Raw genomic sequence first — 26,850 nt, 5'->3', positions numbered from 1 at the left:
CAATTAGATAGTTTTAATTGAATTTTAATTACTCACTGACCTACACTGGGCCCATTTCTTACAATACATTCGTTAAAAGCAGCGATTAATCAGCAGGGAAAAATATGAATACAGCATCTTTTCCGCGTCTAGGGTCGACCACTGTTTTGCTGACAAACCGGAATCCATTATCCGTCAGTAGTTTAATCAGCGTATCATCTGTAAACATTGGCTTTCCACAATCCGTATGCTTTCGGTTCGGTTTTGTAGCAATGGCTTCCCAGACAAACAACTGACCATCCGGTTTCAGATTCTCCCGAATTTGCTGGACCATCTCTGCCTGATAGGTAAATTCATGCAGGCTATTTTCTACAATAATTTTATCGAAGTACTGCTTGGGGAGTTTTGTTTCTTTTTCTTTTCCCCGCACTGGTACGAAAGTTGCAGAGCAGGCATCACGCGCTGCGCTTTTATAGATAGCTTGAATTACTGTGGTCAACCGATCGGGTTCAAGCCAATAGGGGTCAAGATCTTGTAAGTAAATGGTCAGGCTATCTGCCATTAACGAAAAAACAACCTCTCGTATACCCTGCCCCGCGCCGATACTAGCTACTTTCTCGTTAGGGCGGAAATCATAAATAGGCCGATAATGGGCCAATAACCAGTCTATTCCCTCTTTTCTGGTATACCATTTATTGATTCCAATCGCCCAGTCTACACGTTGGGCAGTTGCTGCATACCCTGTTAACCAGCAGAAAAGGCAAAGTATTAGTTTTTTCATGTGTACCGGCCAACGTCGGCATACCATTAATAAGCAAACATACACCCTAAAAATATATACAAAACATATTTTTGCAATTATGAATAAAAAAGGCCCCATCACTGAGGCCTTTCTAGTTGAGCTATTGGACGCTTATTTTATCTCGCCAACCATATCTTCGGGCTTTACCCACTCGTTGAACTCGTCTTCGGTCAGATAACCGAGTTTCAGAGCGGTTTCTTTCAGCGTCGACCCCGTCTTGTGGGCCGTTTGGGCAATTTCAGCGGCTTTGTAGTAACCAATTTTGGTATTCAGCGCCGTAACCAGCATCAGCGATGAATCAACGTGCTTTTTGATGTTTGCTTCAATCGGTTCGATCCCTTCGGCACATTTGTCGTTGAACGATACACACACATCCCCGATGAGCCGGGCCGAGTGCAGGAAGTTGTAGATCATCACCGGCTTGAACACGTTCAGTTCGAAGTGCCCCATAGCCCCACCAAAGTTGATAGCAACGTCGTTACCCATGACCTGGGCGGCCACCATTGTCATGGCTTCGCACTGGGTGGGGTTCACTTTACCTGGCATGATGGACGAACCTGGCTCGTTATCGGGAATGTGTAACTCGCCGATACCCGCCCGAGGTCCCGACGACAGCATGCGGATGTCGTTACCAATTTTCATCAGGCTGGCCGCAACCGTTTTTAAGGCACCATGTGCTTCTACAATGGCATCGTGAGCAGCCAGGGCTTCAAATTTATTTTCAGCCGTCACAAATGGCAGCCCCGTCAGGGTGGCAATGTGTTTGGCTACATTTTCTGAATAGTTGGGTGGGGTGTTGATTCCTGTACCGACGGCGGTTCCACCCAAAGCCAATTCGCTCAGGTGAGCCAGCGAGTTATTGATGGCCCGAAGTCCGTGATCCAGTTGCGAAACATAGCCCGAAAACTCCTGCCCTACCGTCAATGGCGTGGCATCCATGAAGTGCGTACGGCCAATTTTGACGATATGCATAAACTGCTTCGACTTTTCGGCCAGTGTATTACGCAGCTTGGTAATACCGGGAATGGTTACGTCGAGCAGGATTTTATAGGCGGCAATGTGCATGGCCGTCGGGAAAGTATCGTTCGACGACTGCGATTTATTGACATCATCGTTTGGATGCAAAAACTTCTTCTCATCGGTAAGCTGACCACCATGCAGTACGTGGGCACGATAGGCAACCACCTCATTGACGTTCATGTTCGACTGCGTACCCGAACCCGTTTGCCAGACCACCAGCGGAAACTGATCGTCCAGCTTACCATCCAGAATTTCGTCGCAAACCTGTCCGATCAGGTCGCTTTTCTCCTGGGGTAGTACACCGGCGTCGAGGTTAGTCAGGGCAGCCGCTTTTTTGAGATACGCAAATGCCCGGATAATCTCTTTGGGCATTTTATTAATGTCCTGAGCAATTTTGAAATTTTCAATCGAGCGCTGGGTCTGGGCGCCCCAATAGACATTGGCCGGTACCTGTACCTGGCCCATCGTGTCTTTTTCGATGCGGTATTCCATGAAAATAGGTGAAAGAGTGAATGACCGGGCCGCCGGGTCGGTGAAAGAGTGAATCGGTTACCATAGCGTTCTCGCTCTTTCACCGACCCGGCGGCCCGGTCATTCACTCTTTCGCTCTTTAATACGGCTGCAAAGTTAGGTTGCAGGAGAACAGGGTTGACATGAATTGGAATCTTTATCGAGATATTTCATCCGACAATTGGTTTTAAACGTCGGATTTAACCCCATCTCTGAACCTTGCTACAGGATTATTTTTTTACGGAATAAATCAACTTCTCTAACAAATTGAGGGAACCGTAGTTCTACTTACAATTCACCTAATTTCAACGTTAAGAAACTACAATTATGGGCAATCTTCTGTACACCATAGCCGTCATTCTGATCATTGTCTGGCTATTAGGCTTTTTAGGTTTTAACAGTTTTGGTTTGGGTGGCATCATTCACGTACTACTGGTGATCGCAGTCATCATGGTTCTTCTACGGCTCATTCAAGGCCGAAGTGTCTGAACAACCTATCGATCCTAGAGTTTGAATCTAACCATCTTCTAGTAGACACAATGAGTTAACAAAAAAGCCTTTGCTTATAGCAAGGGCTTTTTTGTTAACTCATTGTGTCTACTTTTAAAAATATGAAAGAACATGGGTTACTTTTTTGATTTTAAGGAATAAAAGGGAAATCACTATCTTCAACTTATAGCAAACATGGCTAAATCTGCATTCTTTCTGCTCTCTATGCTGGCATTGGCAACAGCTTGTTCCAGCACAAAAACCGAAACCACTGAATCAACGACAACGGTTTCTGACTCGACGTCTATGACCTCTGACTCGACGAGCATGTCTACCGATTCGTCATCGACGATGTCAACCGATACTACCAAGAAAGATTCGATCAAGTAACATACAAGCCGTCTTATAGACCGGCTACTCATTGAAAACCTTTCTGCCTAGCTATAGCGGCTATTGGTAGAAAGGTTTTTTTATGCCCACTTCAGAATACAACGACACAAAGGCAGTCTTCATAATTCCCGGGCGATAGAATCTTAATCCACCCAGGCCATTTTTTACACATAAACATGTACAATTATTAATTTGTATTTTATTTTTAGTATCCGTGTTATATCTATCTTGATATCATGAAACAATCTATTTTACCTAACCCTCGCCAAGAACGAAAAGTAACTGTGCTAGTTATCGAAGATAATGCTGATGAATGGTTCATTATTCGATGGGCCCTCCAGCAGCGTTTCCCAGAAGTAGAAGCCATTTGGCTACAGGAAGCCACTCAAGCCATACTGTTTCTGGAAGCTTCCTTACAGGATATCAACCAGTTGCCGAAACTGATCCTTCTTGACTTATACCTGCCTCGTCGCGAACACGGTTTTAATCTGCTGCAACTGATTAAATCGCACTATTTATACCGGGAAATTCCAGTTATCATGCTTAGTCAGTCGCAGGACGCTGACGATATTAGTGAATCATATTCACTTCGGAGTAACTCATATATTGTTAAGCCAAGAGGGTACGAAAACTGGTTATCCTGTATGGCTTCATTCCGACATTACTGGTGGGACGCCGTTACCTTACCCAAGTTTTCCTAACCTGCTACTTACCCAAAACCAGCATAGCCGTTTCAACCGAAACGGCTATGCTGGTTAAAATCTCCTTTGCGAATTCTTTGATTAAACCACCAGATTCAAGGCCAAAACACCTAGTAGGCCAACAATTGACACGATGGTTTCCATCAATGACCAGGTTCGGATGGTTTGTCCGATACTCAGGTTAAAATATTCTTTAAAGAGCCAGAACCCTCCGTCGTTGATATGCGAAAACATCAGGCTTCCCGAACCAATGGCCAATACCATCAATTCGGGTTTAATGGGTTGTGATTGCAGTAAGGGCAATATAATCCCCACAGTTGTCAGGCCTGCCACGGTGGCCGACCCAACGCATACCCGAATAAACGCAGCGATTCCCCAGGCTAGTAACAGGGGAGGAATAGCGGCATCGGCCAAGAGGCTACCGATGTATTTGCTGGTACCACTATCGCTGAAAACCTGCTTCAGTGCGCCCGCACCCGCAATTACCAGCAGAATGGGAGCCACCGCCTTAACGGCTTCCTCCAGATCTTTGGTAATCACTTTCATGCTTTGCCCCTGGCGAATCCCCAGCGCATAAATAGCTGTTAGTACCGAAAGTAACATCCCGATGTAAGGTTCGGCCAGGAGCGTCACGATGGTTTTTAGTGTCGACTCACCGGCCATTGCATTTTTTAATGGTCCGAACGTCGTTAACAGGATCACGGGTAGCAGCGCAACCAAAAAGCTGATAAACGTTCCGGGCAGGTTCTGTGTTGGGACTTCTTTCCGATTGAATAATTCACGGTTGGGCGTTGCCTTGATATGTGTCAGTGTTTTTCCGAAAACAGGCCCAGCAATAATGATGGCAGGAATCGCCACAATGATACCATACAACAGCGTTTGCCCGATATTGGCATTGAGCTGCCCCGCTACTGCCGAGGGAGATGGGTGCGGAGGCAAGTACCCGTGCGCGACGGAAAGAGCAGATAACATCGGTACCGCGACCGACATCAATGGAAGTCGGGAAGAAGCTGCGATGGTGAAAATCAGGGGAACAACGATGATAAAGCCTGCATTGTAAAACAGCGGAATACCGATAACAAAACCTGCCAGTGCTAGTCCCCACCGAATATTTTTGACCCCAAACCAACCGATCAGTACATCGGTTATTCGGCGGGCAGCCCCACTTTCGGCCACTAGCCGACCCAGCATAGCGCCAAAGCCAATAATTAATACCAGTTCACCCAGAGTCCCTCCAATTCCGGTTTGAATGGATTTTCCGACGGCAACAACCTCCATGCCCGATGCCAAGCCAATACCCAGCGCTACAAGCACAAATGAAATGAACGTATCCAGCCGAACAAATGCAACTAAAAAAACGAGGGTCAGAATGCCGATTAGTGTAAGAATGAGGGGCATAGAGGATGGCAGGTGGGTTTTGCTTCGTTACGAAGTGGGTTACAACAAACGCCCAAACGACATGAAGCCTTTTTGTGAAGAGCGCTGTATTTAATGAGAAAAAGCGTAAGTAGCCAATTTTTCTACTTCATTAGCCAGCGAATTAGTCAGGTCGAACGGCCAGACGTGCAATCGGGTTGTAGCGTCATAATCGAAAACGGGTAATGGCTGCTGAAACGTTTCACTGGCTGGATAGATCAAAAACAGATTGTCGGCATTGTATTTTTTGCCATAGGCGTACAGTTGATACAAATCGGCCTGCTCAATACCGTAATTGTCCATGCGTTGTGATCTGGTCGGTTCAGTCGCGTTGATCAATTTCCATTTCATATCCAGAACCAGCGTATGCGTATTATGCCGGATAATGACATCGGGGCGGAGTTTGAATTTTGGCATACCAATGTGCTCATCGACCAGATGGGCCGAGGACTCCTGGATACGCACTTCGTCGCTCTCAGGCCAGTAGGTTCGGACACCATGCGTTACATAATCTTCAAAAACCCGCTCCATCGGAAATAGTAGCGCCAGATTGGGCGTGGCCCCTGTTTTTACGCCATAGCCTCGCCCGTAGGCTAATGCTTCGGCCCAGCGTAACGCCGTTTCGTATCGCCGAAACAAGCGGCGTCCCGACCGACGAATAAGCCGGAAATCATCGGCTAATGCTTCCGAAATTGGCACTTCGTCCATTGCCCACAGCAACTGCCCGATTCGACGCAGTATACCCGGATTTTTTGTTTCGCCAGACAGGTAAGTTAGTAGAGTTTTCAGTATTCGGTTCGCGGCTACATCAGCGGTTAGCTTATCGTGTATGACGGCCAATCGCTCGGCATGCCAGGCATTTTCCCGTTGCTGCCGCGTTGCCTGAAACTTTCCTTTCCAGTAGCGTTCGTTGCTTTCCTCTAAAACGTAAGCATGCTGAATTCCCTGCCGAACCAACGGCTCGACAGTATCAAGAAACGTTGCCATAAATACCTCCCATAAAGGCAATGAAATCGCCTGTGTCTGCGCATCGGGTAAGGTACGAAAAGGGCTGTGCCGAAGCTGCCGCAACATAGTAAGCAGTCGCGCCCTGGCCTGGTCAATCGGGCCAATTTTTGGCAGAATTTCGAGTTGGGTCTGGAGTGTTATAGGCAATAAACCGACATATTGACGAACCTGAATCAGTTCACGACCTTTTTGAATGGAGAACGCCAGCAACCCCTCTGCATCTTCCTGCTCAAACACAAATCGACGCAGTACCTGAAACACGTCGTCAGGCACTAGCAGGCCGTTTTTGGGAGGCTCTGGCCACTGCTCCAACGAACCGATCAGGCTGTTTTCAAGGACTGAAATTGTTGTTGGCATACTGAACGTAGCGTGCTTGACGTGTAACGCGGGTGGAAACCCATTATCAACATCGCGGGTTTCCACCCGCGTTACCTTCCCTTCATAAAATCACTAATTGCTGATTTCAGCAGACCAGACATTGTATTCAGGCAGAATAAAACGCCCCGATCAATCAACGCTTTGGCCTGGTCGCCGGTAGCGGCTGTGGTTCCGACAATTAGGCCTGCTTTTCGGATACGATCAACGACACCGGCAATGGTTCGTTTGACTTCATCATGACCGGGTCCATCATGATACCCCATGCTCATGGCCAGATCGCGTGGCCCGATCACAAACCCGTCAATACCTTCGACCTGCAACAATTCATCAAGGTTATCGATGGCTTCTTTGTCTTCAATCTGAGGTAATACCAGCAGTTGTTCGTTGGCAAACTCGACGTACTCACCCTGATTCAACGTACCCATCAGGTATTCATTGGCCCGTACAATACCGAATCCCCTAGTTCCTACAGGCGGATACTTTACCGCTTTTACGAACGCTTCGGCCTCAACCACCGTCCGAACGCCCGGCATCATGATACCCATAACTCCCGCATCCAGAAATTGCAGAATCAATTTGGCATCGTTGCTCCGAACACGGGCCAATGGCGTAATGCCACTCACTTCACAGGCCCGTACAATATCCTGCACATGGGCCGTGGTAACGGGGCTGTGCTCGCCATCGATCATATAAAAATCGAGCCCCGAAAAGCCACAGAGTTCAGCGATGGTTGGATCAGTACTATTGGCAAGAACACCCAATACAGGCTGGTTATTTTTAAGGCGGGTTTTGACAATATTTTGCTTCATACGTAAAGAGTGAAAGAGCGAAAGAGTGAATGAGCGAAAGTTACGGTAGCCAAGTTCATCGCTCATTCACTCTTTCGCTCTTTCACTCTTTACGTATGCAAGATACGACTGAATCAGAAAAACAAACTCGCTGCCAGCCGAAACGTATTGCAGTGCGCTTCGACAATATCGGCGATGCGGGGAGAATAGCCCCCTCCCATCGAAACGACAATGGGTAAATTGGCCCCGATAGCCTGTTCAAAAACAAACTGATCGCGCTCCCGACACCCATCCCGGCTCACCCCCAGCTTTCCTAACCGATCCGATGCCAGAATATCGACACCCGACACGTAAAACAGAAAGTCAGGCTGTTCACGACGGATCAGAGCTGGTAAGGTATCATACAATGTGTTCAGATAAAGCTCATCGGCAGTACCTGTCGGCAGGTCAATATCCAGATCTGATTGCTCTTTTTTGAGCGGATAGTTGTCTTTCCCATGCATGCTAAATGTGAACACACGCGGCTCGTGCTGAAACATAACGGCGGTACCATTGCCCTGATGCACATCCAGATCGATCACTACGATTTTTCGCGACTGGTTCGTTTCGAGCAGATAGTGAGCTGCTACACCAACATCATTTAGCAAACAAAACCCCTCGCCCCGATCGGGATAGGCATGGTGGGTACCACCTGCAATGTTGAGGGCAACACCATCGGTTTTTGCATACTGTGTGCAGTCGATGGTTCCCTGCGTAATGACCCACTCACGTTCAATCAGTTCACGCGTTAACGGAAAACCAATCCGGCGCATCATGGTGGGCGAAACGGTTAATGTTTTCAACGCTTGTACGTATTCAGGGGTATGAACACCCAGTACCCAATGGTCATCAACAGGAGCTGGAGCCATGAAATTAGCCTCGGTGCAGGTACCTTCGTAAAGCAGTTGCTCATGAATCAATTCGTACTTCAGCATGGGGAAACGGTGCCCCTCGGGCAACCGCAGCCGATAGACCGGCGAAAAGGCAATATGCAGCATGAAATCAGGTAAATTCGGGGTTGGCATCCATCCGGCGACCTGTCCCGTTCGATAAGGATACGCCCTAAGTTAACCGTTCCCGGCCAGGTTCGGTTACCAATTTCATGTGTTTGTTCGTTGGAAAGGTTCATCCAACTACATTAACCGGCTTGTATGAGAACAGCTATCATCACAGGAGGAGGCCAGGGAATTGGCCGCGTTACAACCCAATATTTACTCACTCATGGTTATCGGGTAGCCATCTGGGAAGCCGACACCGACGCGCTGGCGGAACTGCGCGAAGCCTTTAAAGCCTCATCGGCACAGATCTTATTCATTTCCTGCGACGTTTCGAGTGAAACCAACGTCCGAAAAGCTGCCGAACAAACCATAAATCATTTTGGCCAGATCGACGCCCTCATCAACAATGCGGCCATTATGATTGAAAAACCCCTCGACAAATTTACCCTCGACGAATGGAATCGGGTGATCGGGACAAATCTGACCGGAGCTTTCTTATGTGCCAAACATCTTTCACCCTATCTGGCCCAACAAAAAGGGAGTATCATCAATATGGCGTCGACCCGCGCTTTCCAGTCGGAACCCGACACATTTGCCTATTCCGCCAGTAAGGGGGGGATTCTGGCGCTTACCCATTCGCTGGCCGTTAGCCTCGGACCCGACATACGCGTCAATGCCATTAGTCCTGGCTGGGTCGATGTATCGGCTTTAAAGAAAAAAGCGAAGGCCAAGTCAGATGAGCTTCGCCCGGAAGATCACAGCCAGCACCCGGCCGGCCGGGTGGGTCAGGCCGACGATATTGCCCGTATGATTCTCTTTTTGATTGCCCCGGAAAATAGTTTTATTACAGGCCAAAACTTTGTGGTTGACGGTGGTATGACCCGTAAGATGATTTACGTATAACTACGCTGTATACAAATCGAAAACATCATCACCTTTGCGGAGTTAATAGAATGTTAATAAAAACAGCCGAACGATGCCCGATTAATGGGCATCGTTCGGCCATCTGGTAATCTTCATCAACCATGAACATAGAATTCGCTACTTCTTCGGAGCGCTCACCACTGGAAGTTCTCGACGTACAGGTTTCCGCTCAACGCTCCTCCGGTCCTTCGTTGCTGTCCCTACGTTTTTTGTGCCGTAGTGATCGCTTCACGGATGTCCATATTCCGACGTTGTCGTGGTTCGATGCCAGTCAGTTAGAACGCTTTTCGCAGCAGGTATCGGCAACAGAATACCCTGAAACCTGCCAGGTTGATTTGCTGGATGCAGGTGTACGACTAACGGGGTCGGTTCGTCGGTTAGCCGGCGTCTGGACTACGGGTCGTACTATTCGGATCGAACCGCTGGAAACAGCTGTTAACTCGTTTTCGCCCTTCACGATCCATGCATCGCACCGGGACGTAAAAAAGTACGCGGGTAAACTCTACCAACAACTATGGGAATTATTTACAAAAGGGTAGCCTAAATTGAACCTTAAAACCAACCGCACTCATGGAAAACGTCAATCAGGATGCCATGCTAAAGAAACAGTCTCAAACCTTTAGCCCGGAGACAGAAGGCCCTGCCCAAACGCCCGATGAAAGCATTATGCTCAACGAAGACTACAATCCGACGGATTTAATTGGTAAAGTCGATAGTGGTCCCGACGGAAAAGGGAAGCCCTCGGGAAGCCCCAACATGGAAGTGGATGAAGATTCGTTTGGCAACGACGATTCGCTGGGTAATAACGATGGTACCGAACCAGACCCCAGCCTGACCGACGAACTTCCTTCGTAGACGAGTGATCCAAACCAACTTATGAAGGCGCAATGGATACATAATCACTGCGCCTTCTTTATAGGCATTGTATCTGCGTGTCAACGCTAATTATCCTCGCTGCAATCCTCCAGCATCGAACGGTATAAATGGGGCTTATCTTTGCTTTTATGTTCAAAGCCTATAAAGCGTTCATTTGGTGAAATTCTCCATTATTCTTGCCGTTTCCTGCTGTTTATTCTGTCAAACGATCCTGCTGGCTCAGAAGAAAAACGAAAGCTATCAGCTTCATATCAATCGAGCTTCGTCACCCATTACCGTCGATGGTCTAGTTGAAGAAGCCGCCTGGCAAGCGGCCGAAGTCGCCACTAATTTCTGGATGGTCCTCCCGATGGATACCAGTCGTGCCCGCGTTCGGACGGATGTTCGAATGACCTACGATGATCATAATATCTATCTGAGCGCCATTTGTTATCATGGATACGTAGAAGGCCCGTATATGGTTGAATCGCTCCGTCGCGACTGGGCTTTTGTTAAAAATGACAACTTCATTTTTTTCATGGACACCTTCGACGATCAGACCAATGGATTTACGTTTGGCACCAATGCCGCCGGAGCCCAATGGGATGGTTTGTTATACGAAGGAGGCAAAGCCAATTTAAGCTGGGATAACAAATGGCACTCCGTCGTTAAAAACTACGCTGATCGTTACGTACTCGAGCTGGCGATTCCCTTCAAAACCATCCGATACAAAAAAGGAATCACCCGCTGGGGAATCAACTTCAGTCGGCAGGATCTAAAAACCACCGAAAAATCATCCTGGACACCCATCCAACGGCAATTCCCAACGGCTTCGCTGGCGCTGACCGGGGTGCTGATCTGGGACCAGCCTCCTCCACAACCCGGCCCTAATATTTCCATTATTCCGTATGCGCTTACGGGCATCACACGAGATTACCAGAACAACACCCCGACCAGCAGCCGATTCGATGCCGGACTGGATGCCAAAGTGGCCGTTACCTCTTCGCTCAATCTGGACCTGACCGTCAATCCCGATTTCTCGCAAGTGGATGTTGATCAGCAAGTAACTAACCTTGATCGGTATGAGCTATTCTTCCCCGAAAAACGGCAGTTCTTTCTGGAAAATGGCGATCAGTTTACCAACTTCGGCTATGCTACCATCCGACCTTTTTTCAGCCGCCGGATTGGGCTGGGAGGAGTACCGATTCGGTTTGGTGCCCGGCTTAGTGGCAAGCTCAACAAAGACTGGCGCATGGGTGTCATGGACATGCAAACGGGCAAGGTCGATGACACGGGCTTACCAGCGCAAAATTTCGCCGTCGTAGCCCTGCAACGTCGAATCTTTGCCCGGTCGAATATTGGGCTGATGTTTGTCAATAAAGAATCACTTTCCTATCAGCCCGAAGCCAATAAACCTTTGTATTCACGCTACAACCGTAACTTCGGTCTCGAATACAATCTGGCATCGGCTAATAACCTCTGGACGGGAAAAGCCTTATACGTTAAATCGTTCAGTCCGGATCACTCGGGCAACGATGCTGTTTATGCCGGGAATTTGCAATACACCAGCCGTCGATGGCTCATTGGCGGTCAGGTGGAGTCGGTCGGCAAAAATTATACGGCCGAAGCGGGGTATGTTCCACGCATTGGTTATCAGCGAGGAATGGCCACGCTTGGCTACACCTTTCTGCCAACGGGCAGTAGCGTTCTGAATCACGGACCGCTCCTTACCTCTACTTATTTTTTCGATCCTGCCTGGAAGCAAAGCGACAACGAAAGTGTGTTAAGCTACGCCATCACCTTCCGTAGCCGAAGTGTTTTTACGGCTTGGGTAGCTACGGATTATGTACGGCTCCTGCAACCTTTCGACCCGACCAACACGGGCCGGGAAACGCTGGCGACTGGCACCGAACACTACTGGACAGCCTGGGGCACCGATTTTGATTCGAAACCCCAAAGTGTATTCACATATGGATTTTCGAGTCGCTACGGTGGTTATTATGCCAACGGTACCCGCCTGAATCTGACAGCCGATCTGGGGTATCGCATACAGCCCTACGTAAGTCTGGCGGCTAGCTTAAGTTATAACGATATCCGGTTACCACAACCCTGGGCCCGGACAACGTTCTGGCTGGTCAGCCCTCGTTTTGACCTTACCCTTACCAATACGCTGTATCTAACTACGTTTGTCCAATATAATGAGCAGCAGAAAAACATGAATGTGAACGCCCGGATTCAATGGCGGTACAAGCCTGCATCGGACTTTTTCCTGGTCTATACAGATAATTATTTACCCAATTCAGCGCAGATTGGGCAGGATGTACCGGGTTTCTTTTCGGTTAAAAACCGGGCGCTGGTCCTGAAGTGGACGTACTGGTGGAATCTGTAACAGGCTGGGTTTTAAACAAACTGAATTTGTGTTAGTTAATCAGGCAATCGTTCAAAAAGCGAAGCTTAAAACAGCTACACTAAAATTTGTAAACGTTATGAAAACCCTGTTGCGCATTTTGCCCGTAGCCCTGGTGGCCTTGTTTCTTACCTTCTTTCTGACCAGTTGCGAAGCGATTGGCGAAATTTTTAAAGCGGGCGCCTGGACTGGAGCTATTCTTGTTATTGCCGGTATCGGTGTGGTTATCTGGTTAGTATCGAAGTTATTTGGTGGCGGAAGTCGATAACCGTTAATTCATTAACAATCAAAAAAGCTCGCCCGAAGGATTCAGGCGAGCTTTTTTGATTGTTATCAACCTGTTACTGGGTCACTAATTCCAGCAGCCCATCACGCTGAAGAACAGCACGCTGGCGTTCGCTCAGGTCATCGGAAGCTTTCATCAGAGGCAGACGAACCTCGGCCGAAATCAGCCCCAGAATTTCCATAAGATTTTTCACCCCCACCGGATTTCCTTCTTCATACAGCAATGGATCGATACGCAGGAAATGGCCCAGTTCTTTTTGCGCAAAAGCAAAATCACCCTGTAGAGCCGCGTCGATCATAGCAGAGAAACGAGCCGGGAATGCGTTGGCAATCACCGACATAACCCCTACTCCGCCAATGCTGATAATGGGTACGCCCTGGACATCGTCGCCCGAAATCAATAGAAAATCATTGGGCTTGTCCCGAACAATTTCCATGCACTGCTCAATCACGCAGGACGCTTCTTTCACACCAATAATGTTTGGATGCTGTGCCAGTTCAACAATCGTCTCAGCCGACATATTGATGCCCGTTCGGAAGGGAATATTATACAGAATAACGGGTACAGGGCACGCATCGGCAATACGGGTAAAATGTTCGATTACTCCGCGTTTACCAGGTTTATTATAGTATGGGCAAACCGACAGGATAGCATCGACACCCTCGAAGTCAATATCTTTCATTCCCGCTACGACATCGGCGGTCACGTTGCCGCCAACCCCATACACGATCGGAAGCTTCTTTGGGTTGTTTTCCTTCAGGTATTGCAGCAACTGGGCTTTTTCTTTCTTCGTCACCGTAGGCGATTCACCCGTGGTGCCCTGAAGGACAACATAACGCACTCCTCCATCGGAGATGTGTCGGATAACGCGGCCAAAACCGTCGAAATCAATAGAATGGTCGGCATTGAAAGGTGTCACGATAGCAACACCGACCCCATGGAATTTAGTATCCATTAGCGGAAACAGTATTTTAGAAAGACAAAGTTACGGGAATTTGCTTGCGAAATAGTTCATATTAAATCTGTTTAACCTTTTATTTCTGTAGCTTTTTTGTCATTTACAGGTAAGAGGTAATCGCAAGTTCTTCTTTTCAAAAAGTCAAAAACAGGTTCACTGATAGGTTTCCTCACTAAAGCAATTTCACAAATTATCTAACCCAACCATTCAATAGACTCTACACATCCAGCATGGCCAGAAACTCGTCTTCGCTTATCATAGGAACGTTTAGTTTCTGTGCCTTTTCGACTTTGGAAGGCCCAGCATTTTCGCCGACAATCAGGTAGTTAAGCTTTTTCGAAACGCCACTCAACAGTTTACCTCCATTAGCGGCAATACGGGCTTCGAGTTCTTCGCGACTAAAGTTGGCAAATGTGCCTGTATACAGGAACGTTTTGCCCGCCAGCGTATCGCCCTCCGGTTCTACTACCTTTTTCTCACCTACAAACTGTAATCCAGCCGCCCGCAACCGTTCAACAAACGTGCGGTTTTCTTCATCGGCAAACCAGGCCACTATGCTCTCTGCAATACGTGGTCCAGTATCCGGCACAGCCAGTAACGTTTCCAGCGAAGCGTTCATTATAGCATCCATCGACCCAAAGTAATCGACCAGCTTTTCAGCCGTAGTAATCCCCACATAACGAATACCCAGGGCAAACAACACATTGGCAAATGGCTGTGCTTTTGAACGCTCGATGGCGGTCAGGATATTCTCAACGGTTTTTTCCCGGAAACTCACGACGCGTTGCTTACCCGTTTCCTCCAGCCCACCATCACGGTCGACAAAAGTCTTCTGAAGACCTAACAATTGGTCGGCTGTCAGATCATACAAATCAGCGGGGGTTTCCACCAAGCCCCGCTCAATGAGCAGTTCGATTTTCCCTTCCCCCAGGCTTTCGATATTCATAGCCCGGCGCTGGATAAAATGCTCGAATCGAGTCTGGCGTTGGGGAGGGCAGCCACGTTCGTTTGGGCAGTAATGGTTTGCTTCGCCTTCTTTCCGAATCAACGGCGTACCACAGGCTGGGCAGGTAGTCGGATAAATAATCGGTACACTCTGGTCAGTACGTCGGCTCAGATCGACACCTGTTATTTTCGGAATAATTTCTCCTCCCTTTTCGACAAACACGGTATCGTTCAGCATAACGCCCAGCCGCTCAATTTCGTTGGCATTGTGCAATGACGCCCGTTTTACCGTTGTTCCCGCCAGCAATACAGGTGCGAGCAAGGCGACAGGTGTAACAGCTCCCGTCCGGCCCACCTGATACCGAATACCTTTCAGGACCGTACTGGCAGCCAGCGCTTTGTATTTAAAGGCAATGGCCCAGCGCGGACTCTTGGCTGTATATCCCAGTTCGCGCTGCTGATCATAACGATTGATTTTAATAACTATACCATCGGTACCGAGCGGTAGCGTAAATCGTTTCTCATCCCACTCGTTGATGTACGCCATCACCGCCCGGATATCGGTACACTTCCGCCAGGTTTGCGACACATTAAATCCCCACTGCTTCAGGGCAATCAGGCTTTCTTCATGGGTTTGAAATACATCTGGCTCCGACAGGAAAGAATAGATATAGCAGTCGAGACGCCGTCGGGCGACAGCGCTTGAATCCTGCTGTTTGAAGGTTCCCGAAGCCGCATTGCGCGGATTGGCCAGCAGGGGTTCGCCAATATCTTCGCGTTCCCTATTGATGCGATCAAATTCAGCCAGCGGCAGAAAGCCTTCTCCCCGCACTTCGAAAAGCGATGGGGGGGTAAGATTCTGGGGCTTAGCGGCATCCCTGCTATCGAATGCGAGGGTCAACTGCCCTTCACGTTCATCCTCTTTCTTTGCCCGTTGTCCACTGCCCCCTGCCGTTCCGCCAACTCGTAACGGCACCGTCCGAATCGTACGAATGTTATTGGTAATGTCGTCGCCCCGGACCCCATCGCCCCGCGTAGCTCCCTGTACTAATACGCCATTCTCGTAGGTCAGGCTCAACGCTACTCCATCAAATTTCAGTTCGCAGATATACTCATACGTCTGTCCGTTCAGTCCTTTCTGAACACGTTTATCAAATTCGATCAAGTCGTCTTCCGAATAGGTATTACCCAGCGACAACATGGGGAATCGGTGATAGACCGTCGCAAATTCTTTACTGATCGTACCACCTACCCGAACGGTTGGGGAATCAGATTGACGGAACTCCGGATACTGTTTTTCCAGTTCAGTTAGTTCGGCCAATAGCTGATCGAACGTAAAATCATCGATCTCCGAAATGCTATTCTGATAATATTGGTGATTATAGTAGTTTAACCGATCGGTCAATTCAGCAATTCGTTCCTGGGGATTCATAAAAAATAAAGTCGTTAGTCATTAGCCGTCAATCCATAAGCGTTAAGTCAAAGTATCTGTTGCCTAGGTATTCCTTTTGTACCAACTACTATTGACCGAAAACTAACGACTGACGACTGGCTGGCAATATTGGGTTTGTTTCCTCGTTCAAGCAAAAAAACTTAGTTTTACAGGATAAAAAAATTGAGTATTGGTACAGGCCTTTGCTTAATCATTTCTTTTTCAACGAATTGATTGTTCTGAACGCACAAACAACCATGAATTCGCCTTCGATTGCCCCTTCGCTACTGGCTGCTGACTTTGCAAACCTGCAAAAAGAACTGGAGCTGGTGAACCGCAGCGAAGCCGATTACCTACATTTCGATGTCATGGATGGTTTGTTTGTGCCCAATATTTCATTTGGTTTTCCACTGCTGGAGGTTGCCCGCACCTACTGCCAGAAACCCCTGGATGTTCACCTAATGATTACCCAGCCCGAACGCTACCTCGAAGCCTTTGCCGAAGGGGGAGCATCTGTTATCCATGTTCATTACGAAGCCTGTACGCACCTCCACCGTACCCTGACTCGCATTCGGGAGCTTGGGTGTCGGGCTGGAGTTGCCTTAAACCCTCACACACCTGTTAGCGGGCTGGAGGATGTACTGGAACAGATCGACGTGGTACTCATCATGTCGGTCAATCCCGGTTTTGGCGGCCAGACCTTTATTCCCCATACTCTTCAGAAAGTAGCAAAGTTAAACCAATTATTGACGGCCTCTGGCTCAACAGCCCTAATTGAAATCGATGGTGGAGTAGGCGAACAGAACGCTCAGGCGCTGGTGAAGGCTGGTGCCGATATACTGGTAGCCGGCAATTCCGTATTCCGATCAGCAGACCCTGTTGAAGCGATCCGTCAGCTAAAAGCCAGTAGTTTACCGATGATGGCCTAATCCACAACCCAAAACCGTAACGCTTAACTTAATTGACTCTGTAGGCATCCGTCCATGAAGAAAATATACCTGGCCACTCTGCTCAGCTCGCTGATTTTAACAACGGCCTGTCGCAAATCGAACCAGAACCAAACCGAAAATACGCCTTCCGATACAACATCCATCGGTGCTCCTCCTTCGCCAGAGTGGGCTAAAAACGCAACGATCTACGAAGTCAACACGCGCCAATTTTCGGCTCAGGGGAACTTCAAAGCTATAGAAGCCCAATTGCCTCGGTTGAAAGAAATGGGGGTCGATATTATCTGGCTTATGCCGATTTTCCCGATCAGTCAGGAAGGCAAGCAGGGAACGCTGGGCAGTCCCTATGTAATTGCCGATTACAAAACCGTCAACCCGGCTTATGGAACTGTGGCCGATCTTAAATCGCTGGTGAACCGGGCGCACGCCTTTGGCCTGCGTGTAATTCTGGACTGGGTAGCCAGCCATACAGGTCGAGACCATGTATGGGTCAGTCAGCACCCCGATTGGTACATGACTGCCAAGGGCAAAATGACGGCTCCTATTGACCCGGTTACGGGTAAACCCAGTAGCCTGACGGACATAGTAGGTCTGAACTACGATAACCCAGATATGCGGCAGGCCATGATGGAAGCCATGCAATACTGGGTGAAAGAAGCGGATATTGATGGGTATCGCTGCAATGTAGCGGGTTTGGTACCGAACGATTTCTGGGCTGAACTCCGTCCGAAACTTGACAAAATCAAAACCGTTTTTATGCTTTCGGAATGGGAAGATGACCCCAATCAGTTTAAAAGCGGCTTTAATATGAACTATAGCTGGAGCCTGCACAACATCATGCGGTCGATAGCCAAAGGTGAAAGTCGGGCGACTAAAATTGATTCGGTTCGCGATGCCAATCAGAAGAAGTTTCCAGCCTGGTACTACCAGATGATTTTCACCCAAAACCATGATGAGAATGCCAAAAATGGTACCTTAACTGAGTCGTTTGGCCCTGGTGCCGATGCGCTTATTGTCCTGAGCAGTACGCTCGAAGGTATGCCCCTGGTATACAATGGTATGGAGTCGAATCTGAACAAGCGGCTGGCTTTTACCGAAAAAGATACCATTCCCTGGGGCAATTACGAAAAGAGTGACTTTTTCAAAACCCTGCTTACGCTTAAGCATCGAAACCGGGCTTTGTGGAATGGACTAGCGGGTGGCAAAGTTGTCAAAATTGAAACGGATCATGACGATAAGGTGTATGCGTTCCATCGGCAGCGCGACAATGACCGAATTGTGGTAGTAGTGAACTTAAGTGACCAACCTCAAACGGCTCGTCTTATGGGAGACGGGTACACAGGAATGTATACTGAAGTATTCAGCCATCAGCCTGTTGAGCTAAAGCCAGAGATTCTGGTGACGCTCAAGCCCTGGGAATATCGGGTACTGACCAATTAGATAGATTTACCAGGTAGCTTTCTAAAGCCTGGTTGCATTGTGTAGACTTCAGACCGCTCATCCATAATTCGTGCATGATATGCCGTAAATTATTAATTTGGGCTGTTTATACTCTTCGTTCACGTAGTTAGTTATGCAAGGTTGGAGCATCTTGTCGGGTATATGGGTTGTTGCGGCTATCACAATAGGCCACGGGCAGGCGACCGTTTCTCAACCGCGAGCCAGTACCCAACCAATTCCTGTCCAATGGGCCAGTCGGGTAGTTGGGGTATCCTCAGAAAAAAAAGGGGAGCCGACAGGTGAACAATATAAGGCTTCTCAGGCATTAGGGAAACCCAGTAAAGTGCCCGAAATGGGAGAAAGTCCCTGTGCATGGTCACCCTATTATGCCGATGGCACTGCCGACGAGTGGATTCAGGTAGGTTTTGAAAAGCCTATGGCGGCCCGACAGATTATTGTAGCCGAAAATGTCAATCCAGGGGCGGTCGTGAAAGTACTCGTCGTCGATGAAAAAGGGACTCAACACACCGTATATCAGGCAACGAACGTTCAGGCCCGCCCAGATCCACTACTGCATATTTTTCCGAAAGATTCAGCATATCTGTGTAGCCAGATTAAAGTAGTGATCAATGGAGCCGCGTTAAAAGGCCCTAACCAGATTGACGCCATTGGCATTTCAGAAGACGCCAAACCCGTTACCATTGGGATCAATATTTCGAAAGACACACCGAAGGAAATCCAGAAAGAAAATCTGGGTAAAACGGTTAACTCAACTGGTCAGGAAGTTGCACCAGTAATTGCTCCCGATGGGCGAACATTGTATTTTACCCGAAACTTTAATAAAGCCAATACGGGTGCTTCCGATCGACAGGATGTATGGTATTCAACGCTCGAATCGGCATCTAGTGGTAACCCGCCTGGTTGGAGTGAGGCTGTCAACATCGGCCCACCAATCAACAATGCGGGCGATAACGCCATTAGCGGATTAGGCCCCGATGGTCGTACGGCCTATCTGATTAACGTATATCGCCCCGATGGCGGCATGTCTTTTGGGATTTCCAAGTCCATCCGTACAAAAGCTGGCTGGTCGCAGCCGATCGAGTGTAAAATTGCCAACAACTATAACTTACACGAGAAAAACCAACTTGAATTTTGTGTTTCTCCCGATGGCCGCGCCATAATTCTGGCCGTGCAGCGTAAAGACACCCGTGGAAACCGAGACTTATATGTATCCCTGAACAAAGCGGATAACACCTGGTCGGAACCCGTATCGCTAGGAAATGTCATTAACACGGCCGACTTTGAAAGTTCACCGTTTCTGGCAGCCGATGGCCGTACACTATATTTTACCTCTGCCGGACATCCAGGCTATGGCAATGGCGATATTTTTGTAAGTCGCCGACTCGATGATTCATGGGGGAACTGGAGTGAGCCCGAAAATCTTGGTCCAGCTATCAACACGGCCGAATGGGACGGTTACTTTACCATTCCCGCTTCGGGCGATTACGCCTACCTAAGTTCCCGGGCAGGTTCGTTGGGCGAAGATGATATCTTTCGGCTCAAATTATACCCGGCTATTAAACCCGATCCAGTCGCTATAGTATCGGGTCAGGTACTGGATGCACAGAGTAAAAAGCCCGTCGCGTCTGAAGTAGCATCTGGTCTTCTTGGCGAAAATAAAGAGGTAGCCAAAGTCGATTATAATCCTGAAACGGGTGAGTATAAAATGATTCTGCCCACGCAGAAAGTATACAACCTGAAAGCGAAAAAAGATGGCTACTTTACAGCCAGTGAAATGCTTGACCTGAGTAAAGACAAACGCTTCCGCGACATTCGACGTAATCTTTATCTTGTCAAGATTGAGGCCGGCCAGAAAATCGTGATGCGGGATGTGCTTTTTCAGCAAAGTCAGTTTGTCCTTATGCCGGGTGCTGATGCCGAACTGGACCAGGTAGTGGCCATGATGGAAAAATACCCGGCCATGGAGCTTCTTATTGAAGGACATACGGATAATCAGGGTGATTGGGAGCCTAATATGAAGCTTTCCGAAGACCGGGTTCGGGTCGTTAAAGAGTATCTAACAAGCAAGGGAATTGCGGAAAAACGCATTCAAACCAAAGCCTGGGGCCCCAGCAAACCCATCGCCAGCAACGAAACCGAAGAGAAACGTAAACAAAACCGGCGGGTAGAATTCACCATTCTTAAACTGTGAGAACCCGCAATTTCTCGTAGTTTTGCCCAAATGTCTGCACAATTATCCCGCAATCACCTGATTCTGCTAGGTGCCTTACTGGTGCTAGCCCTATGTCTTCGCCTGTATCGAGTTGGTACCTATGGCATTTATTTCGACGAAAAATCAACCCTGCTCATTAGCCAGGGGGTATGTCTTGAAGGGGCTAACCAGAAAGATGTATTCAGCAAACCCTACTTTACCCCGGCCGAATTCTGGAAGCCGAAAACCTACGCCGATTTTGTAGAGGCAAACATCCGGGGAGATATTGGTAACAGCCCCTCCTACTACGGCGTTTTAATGGTCTGGCTCAGCATCTTTGGCCTGAGCGACACGGCGCTCCGTATGCCGTCGGTGATCTTCAGCACACTCATTGTCTGGCTGTTATTTGTTTTTGTACGACGGCACTTCCGACCAGGAGACACCTCACGCCCAGGAGCTTCCGGCCCCCTCAGGTCGAATACCGTTGATACGCTTGCCCTGACCAGTGCCGCCATTGCCACCATCGAGCCGTTTTTTGTATCGTATAGCCACATTGCCCGCAATTATTCCATGTCGTTTTTTCTGACATTGCTGGCTACCCATCTTTTTTTGGTCATTCTGGAACGTACCCAACAGGCCCCTGACCGATTCGCCCGACCCAGAACGCGGCCTGTCGTCTGGCTGTACTTGGCGTATGGGCTAACGTTTGTAACGGCGCTCCTCTCCCATTACCTGACCATCACCGTTTTTTTGTGCCACGGTCTTTATGCCTTACTGTATCTCCGGAATGGACGGGCCTGGGTACAGTTTGCTGTAACAGCGCTGATTGGACTGGGCTTGGTGTCGTTATGGTTCCTGTACGGGGGAGGCACGTATACCTTTTATATTCTTGAGGAACAGAAAAACTTTTACCGCAATCTGGCTCTTACCAACCCACTCCATAATGGATTCGGCATCATTCTGCCTGCAACGCTCCCTAATATTCTAACACGGGCCGTTCCGGTTTTTTCTGATCTATTCATCATCACCAATGGCTTGTCGGCCGTATTGGGCGGTATCCGTAACTCACTGCTGGCATTGGGGCTCGGGACTGTAGCTACGCTGGTCATGCATCGGTATTTTCTGGTGCCTAAGCCTCCGGTTTGGGTCTATGTAGCTGTTCCATTACTTCTGTTGGCTGGTTTACCTTTTTATACGGTCCTGCCGATTCGACTGCTGGTACTGTCTACTGCCATTCCGTTTATTTATCTGATTGGCCGGTACGTCATCTATCAAACTGATACCCAACAGAAACGATTGGTTTTTCTGTTACTTATGCTGGCCCTGGTTCCCACGTTCTTTTTGCTGTTCATGGCTTGGCGGTCGGGACATACCTATGGTATTACCCAACGGTACTCCGGGTTCTCGTTTCCCTATGTCTGTATTTTGGTTGCCTTTGGCTTTCTCCAGTTGGTGCATACCCGCTTGTGGTTCAGTGTTCCTATTGCCATTGTCCTGTTAATACAGGCTGGATTTATTGGTCAGATACTTGTAGGGATTTATGAAGATACAGCCGCTAAATACACGCTGTTTGGTGAGCCACGCATTGCTAACCCCTATTGGTCGTCTGCGCAACAACTGAAACAACTTTACGCACCGGGCGATACTATTCTTTACCCCAACAAGCAACGGGTTATTCGCTCTAAGAAAAACGATATAACCTTCTCTCCCGTTTCACTCTACGATGCTCAACTGGTCAACCTGTATCTGCCCAAAGATGCTCAGTATATCCAGCGTGTTGACCCAAACGAACGCGACCGAATTGTACTGGTGAAAGGGGGTTCCGACAAAAAAATTACTATTTTTGACTTTCAGGGCAACAAATACCGCTACGGTGACTAGGGTTCTATTTACTGAACAATGAAAAATGGGGAAGCGACATGAAGGATAAACGACGAGTTGCCAACCGTTAACTGTCGATTCATTCTACACTCCGCATTATTCATTTATTTCATCAATCATGACGTCAACAACTGAATCAACCGATTTGCAAACGCTTCAGGGGCAGCTTCGGCTCAAAATACTGAGCTTATACAATCAGGCGCATGCTGGTCATATCGGTTGTTCGCTGAGCTGCATCGATCTGATGATTGCTACGCTCATATTGCGAAAACGCGAACAGGATACGTTTCTTTTGTCGAAAGGGCATGCTGCAGCAGCCCTATATACCTGCCTCAATCACCTCGGCGAAATTTCTGACGACGTGCTGGCTACCTATTATCTCAATGGAACCACTCTCCCTGCCCACCCGGCCCCTAATCAGCACACAGGCATCCCCTTTGCAACGGGTTCGCTAGGTCATGGATTGCCCATTGGTACGGGCGTTGCCCAGGCTGGTAAGCTACTCGGCGACGATTCCCGCGTGTTTGTACTGATGTCGGATGGGGAAACCAACGAAGGAACAACTTGGGAGGCTGCTCACTTTGCCATTCAGCATCAGTTGGATAACCTCATCGTACTGGTCGATAAGAACGGTTTGCAAGGCTTTGGGTATACGGCCGATGTCATGGGCGACACAGCCGATGTACGAACCTGGAATGCTATCGGTTTTGAAACAGTAGTGGTCGATGGGCATTCCATCAACGATGTAACGGCCGCCATCGACCAGCTTACGGCGACGCCAAATGGGAAGCCAAAACTGGTTATCGCCCAAACGGTAAAAGGGAAAGGGGTTTCGTACATGGAAAATCGACTCGAATGGCATTATCTGCCGATGTCTGAGGCCCAGTACGAACAAGCGAAAGCTGATGTACATGATCGTTACCTGGCCTCTCAGGAAGCTCAGGTTTGACCGTTCGCTCATTACCATTTCCTATAAAACTGTACGTGAGCCTAGGCAAATCCATCTTTTGCCGTAATATTGCGGCCTAAATGAATTCGTCTGTCCCCGATTTGTTACCTACCAGCATAAAGCAGCTCAATGGACCGATTGTCGTTTTTGGAGCCAGTGGCTTCATCGGCGCCAATCTGTTTGAGCAACTCTTCCGCGTCCGCAAGGATGTGTACGCGCTGACCCACGATGCCACCAAAGCCTGGCGGCTGAAACTTCTGGATGTCCCTGCCGAAAACGTCGTTCATTGCGATATCCTCTCCAATACGTCGGTACAGGATGTATTTGGTCGAATAAAGCCAAAAACGATTTTCAACCTGGCGGCCTATGGTGCTTACAGTAAACAGAAAAATGTTGGCCTGACCTACGAAACCAACGTGCTTGGGACCGTCAATATTCTGGAAAATTGCACACCCGACATGGTGTATATCCATGCGGGCAGTAGTTCGGAATATGGTTTCAACTGCACCGCCCCTAAAGAAACCGACCGGGTTGAACCCAATAGCCATTATGCCGTTTCGAAAGTATCAGCCGCGTATACGCTCGAATACTACGCCCGTGTTGCTCAACTCAACACCCTCAACCTGCGGCTTTATTCCATTTACGGTGGCTGGGAAGAACCCGACCGGCTCATTCCCCGGCTGGTTGAAGAAAACCGGAAGGGGCAGTTACCTCCGCTGGTATCGCCCGATATTAGCCGCGACTTTGTGTATATTGACGATTGCGTGGATGCGTTTGTCCAGGCAGCTTTACGAGTTAACCCAGCTATTCGGGGTCGATCGTACAACATCGCCACTGGCAAAAAAACGACCATGCGCGAACTGGTCGATGTGGCCCGACAAACGTTTGGCCTAACCCAGGAGCCAGTATGGGGCAGTATGACTAATCGGAACTGGGATTTGGCCGATTGGTACGGCGACCCGTCGGCGGCCGAAGCCGATCTGGGCTGGAAAGCCACTACCCAGCTTACCGACGGCCTGCGGCAAACCGCCGAATGGCAGGTAAGTCATCAGTACGAAAGTCGCGTTATACCAGCCTTCCAGATACCAACGCTCAATCCGGTCATTTCGCCCATCATTGCGTGTTATAAAGACGCGCAGGCGATTCCTTACATGTATGAACGGCTGGTTAAAACCTTCAATGAGATGAAGGTGCGCTACGAAATCATTTTCGTGAACGACAACTCGCCCGATAATACTGACGAAGTTCTGGCCGAGATCTGCGCGAAAGACCCGAACGTTATTGCCATAAAACACTCACGTAACTTTGGCTCGCAATCGGCGTTTTTGAGTGGTATGGAAATCTCATCCGGCGACGCTGTTGTCCTGATGGATGGCGATTTGCAGGACCCTCCTGAAATCATCCCGAAGTTTTATGAGAAATGGCAGCAAGGTTTCGACGTTACCTATGGCGTTCGGATTCAGCGCGAAATGCCAGCCCATGTTCACTTTTTCTACAAGCAGTTTTATCGGCTCTTTAAACGAACGGCCTATATCAATATACCAGTTGATGCCGGTGATTTTTCGATGATTGACCGGAAAGTAGTACGCGAGCTGGTCAACCTGCCCGAAACCGAACAGTTCCTGCGTGGCTTACGCGCCTGGGTGGGTTTCAAACAAACGGGAGTCGATTACGTTCGCCCGGAACGTATGTTTGGTGTTTCGACCAACAACTGGACGAAGAATATCTGGTGGGCGAAGAAAGCAATTTTCTCGTTCAGCTTTGCCCCGCTGGAATGGATGACCTACGCAGGCTTTGTGCTGACGGGCCTTTCGATGCTGGGTATTGTCTGGCAGATTCTGTCGCGGCTGCTTAATTTCGATCCGAATACACCGTATGGCTTATCGACCGTTATTGTACTGGTGATGTTTTTTGGGGGGATCAATCTGCTGGGCATTTCGTTTTTGGGCGAGTACATCAGTAAGATTTTTGAAGAGACCAAAAAACGTCCGAAATTTATCCGAACTCTGGTTCGTAAAGGAGATCGCATTTACAACACGCCTGATAAAATTTCAGCTTTAATCACGGAACGTAAACGATAGCCTCTTTAAACATCGGTGACTATCCGTGTATAACGAGTCTTTTTACCGATTGTGAAGCATTTTTCAACGCAGTTCATTCTGGCTGCCAGTAAACGTTCATGAGAAAAGAATTTTCAGCCGCCGTAGAGCGAATTGCTCGGGAAGACGATAAAATTATATTCATCACTGGCGATTTAGGCTATAGCGCACTTGAAAACGTGGCCGATGTGCTGGGCCCCCGCTTCATTAATGCTGGCGTAGCCGAACAGAATATGGTTGGTGTAGCAGCCGGTATGGCCTATAAAGGCTACAAAGTGTTTTGTTACAGCATTGCCCCTTTCGTGGTGTATCGGTGTCTGGAGCAATTCCGAAACGATATTTGTCTGCATCGGATGCCCGTGTTTCTGGTTGGCAACGGGGGGGGTTATGGCTATGGCATTATGGGCAGTACGCACCACGCCATCGAAGATCTGGCCTGCCTGAGTAGTCTGCAAAACGTAAATACGTACATACCGGCTTTTGCCGATGAAGTGTCGCCGATGCTCGATCAGATCGTAGCCGAAGCCCGTCCTACATATCTACGTCTGGGAGCAGGACCCAATACGCCCGATGGTGCTCAGACATACGGCTCATTCAAACATGTGGTTCGGAGTCAATCTCCCATTGGTACGGTAGTGGCACTTGGCCCTGTTGCCGCCAATGTATTGACGGCCTTACAGGATAATTTGCTGGCCGATCAATTCGATGTGTTTACGGCTACGAATCTTCCTCTCGATTTACCGGCTGACTTAGCCCACAAATGGGCTGGCAAACCGATGCTCGTTGTCGAAGAACACGTATCGGTTGGGGGTCTGGCGCAGCAATTATCTGTTAAACTACTGGCGGATGGGGCTGCACCGAGCCATTTCGTTAGTCTGTCGGCACAAGGCTACCCCAACGGCCTCTATGGCGATCAGAAATATCATCAGCAATTATCGGGGCTCGATCCGGTCAACATTGCCCGGCAATTAGCGTCCTTTACAAACTAGTACCCTGA

At 48.6% G+C, this 26,850-nt stretch carries 23 protein-coding genes; 15 read left to right on the top strand and 8 right to left on the bottom strand.

Annotated elements, in window-relative coordinates:
• Positions 1 to 85: 85 nt before the first annotated feature.
• Together B5M13_RS12505 and fumC are read right to left on the bottom strand one after the other, a co-directional pair.
• On the bottom strand, positions 86 to 760 hold the full coding sequence (locus B5M13_RS12505; protein WP_080055982.1) for a class I SAM-dependent methyltransferase: 675 nt from the start codon (positions 758 to 760) through the stop codon (positions 86 to 88).
• Positions 761 to 892: 132 nt separating this feature from the next.
• Positions 893 to 2,293, bottom strand: coding sequence for a class II fumarate hydratase (gene fumC / locus B5M13_RS12500; RefSeq protein ID WP_080055981.1), 1,401 nt, complete (start codon positions 2,291 to 2,293; stop codon positions 893 to 895).
• A gap of 345 nt (positions 2,294 to 2,638) precedes the next feature.
• Between fumC and B5M13_RS33425 the strand changes: the two genes are divergently transcribed.
• From B5M13_RS33425 to B5M13_RS12490, 3 genes are all read left to right on the top strand, one after another.
• Positions 2,639 to 2,800 (top strand): lmo0937 family membrane protein, encoded by a 162-nt coding sequence (locus B5M13_RS33425; protein WP_155297240.1) that lies wholly within the window; start codon positions 2,639 to 2,641, stop codon positions 2,798 to 2,800.
• A gap of 195 nt (positions 2,801 to 2,995) precedes the next feature.
• Positions 2,996 to 3,190 (top strand): hypothetical protein, encoded by a 195-nt coding sequence (locus B5M13_RS33420; protein WP_155297239.1) that lies wholly within the window; start codon positions 2,996 to 2,998, stop codon positions 3,188 to 3,190.
• A 236-nt stretch (positions 3,191 to 3,426) separates the two neighbouring features.
• Positions 3,427 to 3,891, top strand: coding sequence for a response regulator (locus B5M13_RS12490; protein WP_080055980.1), 465 nt, complete (start codon positions 3,427 to 3,429; stop codon positions 3,889 to 3,891).
• A gap of 81 nt (positions 3,892 to 3,972) precedes the next feature.
• Here the strand turns inward: B5M13_RS12490 and B5M13_RS12485 are convergent, their stop codons facing one another.
• The 4 genes from B5M13_RS12485 to B5M13_RS12470 form a co-directional block, all read right to left on the bottom strand.
• The gene (locus B5M13_RS12485) at positions 3,973 to 5,289 is read right to left on the bottom strand and encodes a gluconate:H+ symporter (protein ID WP_080055979.1); all 1,317 of its coding nucleotides are present in this window, start codon (positions 5,287 to 5,289) and stop codon (positions 3,973 to 3,975) included.
• A gap of 90 nt (positions 5,290 to 5,379) precedes the next feature.
• A complete protein-coding gene (locus B5M13_RS12480; protein ID WP_080055978.1) occupies positions 5,380 to 6,672 on the bottom strand; it encodes an McrC family protein in 1,293 nt (430 codons plus the stop codon).
• 71 nt (positions 6,673 to 6,743) lie between these two features.
• Positions 6,744 to 7,502, bottom strand: a complete 759-nt coding sequence (locus tag B5M13_RS12475) for an HpcH/HpaI aldolase family protein (protein WP_080055977.1) — start codon at positions 7,500 to 7,502, stop codon at positions 6,744 to 6,746.
• Between the two features lie 113 nt (positions 7,503 to 7,615).
• Positions 7,616 to 8,518, bottom strand: a complete 903-nt coding sequence (locus tag B5M13_RS12470; protein WP_080055976.1) for a histone deacetylase family protein — start codon at positions 8,516 to 8,518, stop codon at positions 7,616 to 7,618.
• A gap of 153 nt (positions 8,519 to 8,671) precedes the next feature.
• Here B5M13_RS12470 and B5M13_RS12465 point away from each other — a divergent pair, with 153 nt between their 5' ends.
• From B5M13_RS12465 to B5M13_RS12445, 5 genes are all read left to right on the top strand, one after another.
• Entirely contained in the window at positions 8,672 to 9,421 is a 750-nt protein-coding gene (locus B5M13_RS12465) for an SDR family oxidoreductase (protein ID WP_080055975.1), read from the top strand.
• Positions 9,422 to 9,543: 122 nt separating this feature from the next.
• Complete coding sequence (locus tag B5M13_RS12460) at positions 9,544 to 9,981, top strand: hypothetical protein (RefSeq protein WP_080055974.1); 438 nt, start codon at positions 9,544 to 9,546, stop codon at positions 9,979 to 9,981.
• A 31-nt stretch (positions 9,982 to 10,012) separates the two neighbouring features.
• Positions 10,013 to 10,297 carry a hypothetical protein gene (locus tag B5M13_RS12455; protein WP_080055973.1) on the top strand — a complete coding sequence of 95 codons (285 nt, stop codon included), beginning with the start codon at positions 10,013 to 10,015 and terminating at the stop codon, positions 10,295 to 10,297.
• 175 nt (positions 10,298 to 10,472) lie between these two features.
• Positions 10,473 to 12,686, top strand: coding sequence for a carbohydrate binding family 9 domain-containing protein (locus tag B5M13_RS12450; RefSeq protein WP_179950489.1), 2,214 nt, complete (start codon positions 10,473 to 10,475; stop codon positions 12,684 to 12,686).
• Positions 12,687 to 12,783: 97 nt separating this feature from the next.
• Positions 12,784 to 12,972, top strand: coding sequence for a hypothetical protein (locus B5M13_RS12445; protein ID WP_080059903.1), 189 nt, complete (start codon positions 12,784 to 12,786; stop codon positions 12,970 to 12,972).
• Positions 12,973 to 13,045: 73 nt separating this feature from the next.
• Here B5M13_RS12445 and dapA read toward each other — a convergent pair whose 3' ends face one another.
• Both dapA and ligA read right to left on the bottom strand, forming a co-directional pair.
• Positions 13,046 to 13,945 (bottom strand): 4-hydroxy-tetrahydrodipicolinate synthase, encoded by a 900-nt coding sequence (gene dapA, locus B5M13_RS12440; protein WP_080055972.1) that lies wholly within the window; start codon positions 13,943 to 13,945, stop codon positions 13,046 to 13,048.
• Between the two features lie 220 nt (positions 13,946 to 14,165).
• Positions 14,166 to 16,325 (bottom strand): NAD-dependent DNA ligase LigA, encoded by a 2,160-nt coding sequence (gene ligA, locus B5M13_RS12435; protein WP_080055971.1) that lies wholly within the window; start codon positions 16,323 to 16,325, stop codon positions 14,166 to 14,168.
• 257 nt (positions 16,326 to 16,582) lie between these two features.
• Here ligA and rpe point away from each other — a divergent pair, with 257 nt between their 5' ends.
• The 7 genes from rpe (at position 16,583) to B5M13_RS12400 (ending at position 26,842) form a co-directional block, all read left to right on the top strand.
• On the top strand, positions 16,583 to 17,254 hold the full coding sequence (gene rpe, locus B5M13_RS12430) for a ribulose-phosphate 3-epimerase (RefSeq protein ID WP_080059902.1): 672 nt from the start codon (positions 16,583 to 16,585) through the stop codon (positions 17,252 to 17,254).
• A 54-nt stretch (positions 17,255 to 17,308) separates the two neighbouring features.
• Complete coding sequence (locus B5M13_RS12425) at positions 17,309 to 18,712, top strand: alpha-amylase family glycosyl hydrolase (RefSeq protein WP_080055970.1); 1,404 nt, start codon at positions 17,309 to 17,311, stop codon at positions 18,710 to 18,712.
• Between the two features lie 133 nt (positions 18,713 to 18,845).
• A complete protein-coding gene (locus B5M13_RS12420; RefSeq protein WP_080055969.1) occupies positions 18,846 to 20,924 on the top strand; it encodes an OmpA family protein in 2,079 nt (692 codons plus the stop codon).
• Between the two features lie 30 nt (positions 20,925 to 20,954).
• Positions 20,955 to 22,805 carry a glycosyltransferase family 39 protein gene (locus tag B5M13_RS12415; RefSeq protein WP_080055968.1) on the top strand — a complete coding sequence of 617 codons (1,851 nt, stop codon included), beginning with the start codon at positions 20,955 to 20,957 and terminating at the stop codon, positions 22,803 to 22,805.
• A gap of 118 nt (positions 22,806 to 22,923) precedes the next feature.
• The gene (locus B5M13_RS12410; RefSeq protein ID WP_080055967.1) at positions 22,924 to 23,754 is read left to right on the top strand and encodes a transketolase; all 831 of its coding nucleotides are present in this window, start codon (positions 22,924 to 22,926) and stop codon (positions 23,752 to 23,754) included.
• 80 nt (positions 23,755 to 23,834) lie between these two features.
• Positions 23,835 to 25,835, top strand: coding sequence for an NAD-dependent epimerase/dehydratase family protein (locus B5M13_RS12405; RefSeq protein ID WP_080055966.1), 2,001 nt, complete (start codon positions 23,835 to 23,837; stop codon positions 25,833 to 25,835).
• A gap of 98 nt (positions 25,836 to 25,933) precedes the next feature.
• Entirely contained in the window at positions 25,934 to 26,842 is a 909-nt protein-coding gene (locus B5M13_RS12400) for a transketolase family protein (RefSeq protein ID WP_080055965.1), read from the top strand.
• Positions 26,843 to 26,850 lie beyond the last annotated feature (8 nt).

Source organism: Spirosoma aerolatum (assembly GCF_002056795.1).
Taxonomy (GTDB): Bacteria; Bacteroidota; Bacteroidia; order Cytophagales; family Spirosomataceae; genus Spirosoma; species Spirosoma aerolatum.
Note: the sequence above shows the minus strand (reverse complement) of the source record. Positions and strands in the feature narration are given on the sequence as shown.

Excerpts from the sequence above, each read along its gene's own strand:
- B5M13_RS12505 (WP_080055982.1), bottom strand. The coding sequence starts at position 760 with ATGAAAAAACTAATACTTTGCCTTTTCTGCTGGTTAACAGGGTATGCA.
- B5M13_RS33425 (WP_155297240.1), top strand. The coding sequence starts at position 2,639 with ATGGGCAATCTTCTGTACACCATAGCCGTCATTCTGATCATTGTCTGG.
- B5M13_RS12470 (WP_080055976.1), bottom strand. The coding sequence starts at position 8,518 with ATGCTGCATATTGCCTTTTCGCCGGTCTATCGGCTGCGGTTGCCCGAG.
- B5M13_RS12485 (WP_080055979.1), bottom strand. The coding sequence starts at position 5,289 with ATGCCCCTCATTCTTACACTAATCGGCATTCTGACCCTCGTTTTTTTA.
- ligA (WP_080055971.1), bottom strand. The coding sequence starts at position 16,325 with ATGAATCCCCAGGAACGAATTGCTGAATTGACCGATCGGTTAAACTAC.
- B5M13_RS12410 (WP_080055967.1), top strand. The coding sequence starts at position 22,924 with ATGACGTCAACAACTGAATCAACCGATTTGCAAACGCTTCAGGGGCAG.
- B5M13_RS12455 (WP_080055973.1), top strand. The coding sequence starts at position 10,013 with ATGGAAAACGTCAATCAGGATGCCATGCTAAAGAAACAGTCTCAAACC.
- B5M13_RS12405 (WP_080055966.1), top strand. The coding sequence starts at position 23,835 with ATGAATTCGTCTGTCCCCGATTTGTTACCTACCAGCATAAAGCAGCTC.
- B5M13_RS12445 (WP_080059903.1), top strand. The coding sequence starts at position 12,784 with ATGAAAACCCTGTTGCGCATTTTGCCCGTAGCCCTGGTGGCCTTGTTT.
- B5M13_RS12425 (WP_080055970.1), top strand. The coding sequence starts at position 17,309 with ATGAAGAAAATATACCTGGCCACTCTGCTCAGCTCGCTGATTTTAACA.
- B5M13_RS12465 (WP_080055975.1), top strand. The coding sequence starts at position 8,672 with ATGAGAACAGCTATCATCACAGGAGGAGGCCAGGGAATTGGCCGCGTT.
- B5M13_RS12415 (WP_080055968.1), top strand. The coding sequence starts at position 20,955 with ATGTCTGCACAATTATCCCGCAATCACCTGATTCTGCTAGGTGCCTTA.
- B5M13_RS12460 (WP_080055974.1), top strand. The coding sequence starts at position 9,544 with ATGAACATAGAATTCGCTACTTCTTCGGAGCGCTCACCACTGGAAGTT.
- B5M13_RS12475 (WP_080055977.1), bottom strand. The coding sequence starts at position 7,502 with ATGAAGCAAAATATTGTCAAAACCCGCCTTAAAAATAACCAGCCTGTA.
- B5M13_RS33420 (WP_155297239.1), top strand. The coding sequence starts at position 2,996 with ATGGCTAAATCTGCATTCTTTCTGCTCTCTATGCTGGCATTGGCAACA.
- B5M13_RS12490 (WP_080055980.1), top strand. The coding sequence starts at position 3,427 with ATGAAACAATCTATTTTACCTAACCCTCGCCAAGAACGAAAAGTAACT.
- fumC (WP_080055981.1), bottom strand. The coding sequence starts at position 2,293 with ATGGAATACCGCATCGAAAAAGACACGATGGGCCAGGTACAGGTACCG.
- B5M13_RS12420 (WP_080055969.1), top strand. The coding sequence starts at position 18,846 with ATGCAAGGTTGGAGCATCTTGTCGGGTATATGGGTTGTTGCGGCTATC.
- rpe (WP_080059902.1), top strand. The coding sequence starts at position 16,583 with ATGAATTCGCCTTCGATTGCCCCTTCGCTACTGGCTGCTGACTTTGCA.
- dapA (WP_080055972.1), bottom strand. The coding sequence starts at position 13,945 with ATGGATACTAAATTCCATGGGGTCGGTGTTGCTATCGTGACACCTTTC.
- B5M13_RS12400 (WP_080055965.1), top strand. The coding sequence starts at position 25,934 with ATGAGAAAAGAATTTTCAGCCGCCGTAGAGCGAATTGCTCGGGAAGAC.
- B5M13_RS12480 (WP_080055978.1), bottom strand. The coding sequence starts at position 6,672 with ATGCCAACAACAATTTCAGTCCTTGAAAACAGCCTGATCGGTTCGTTG.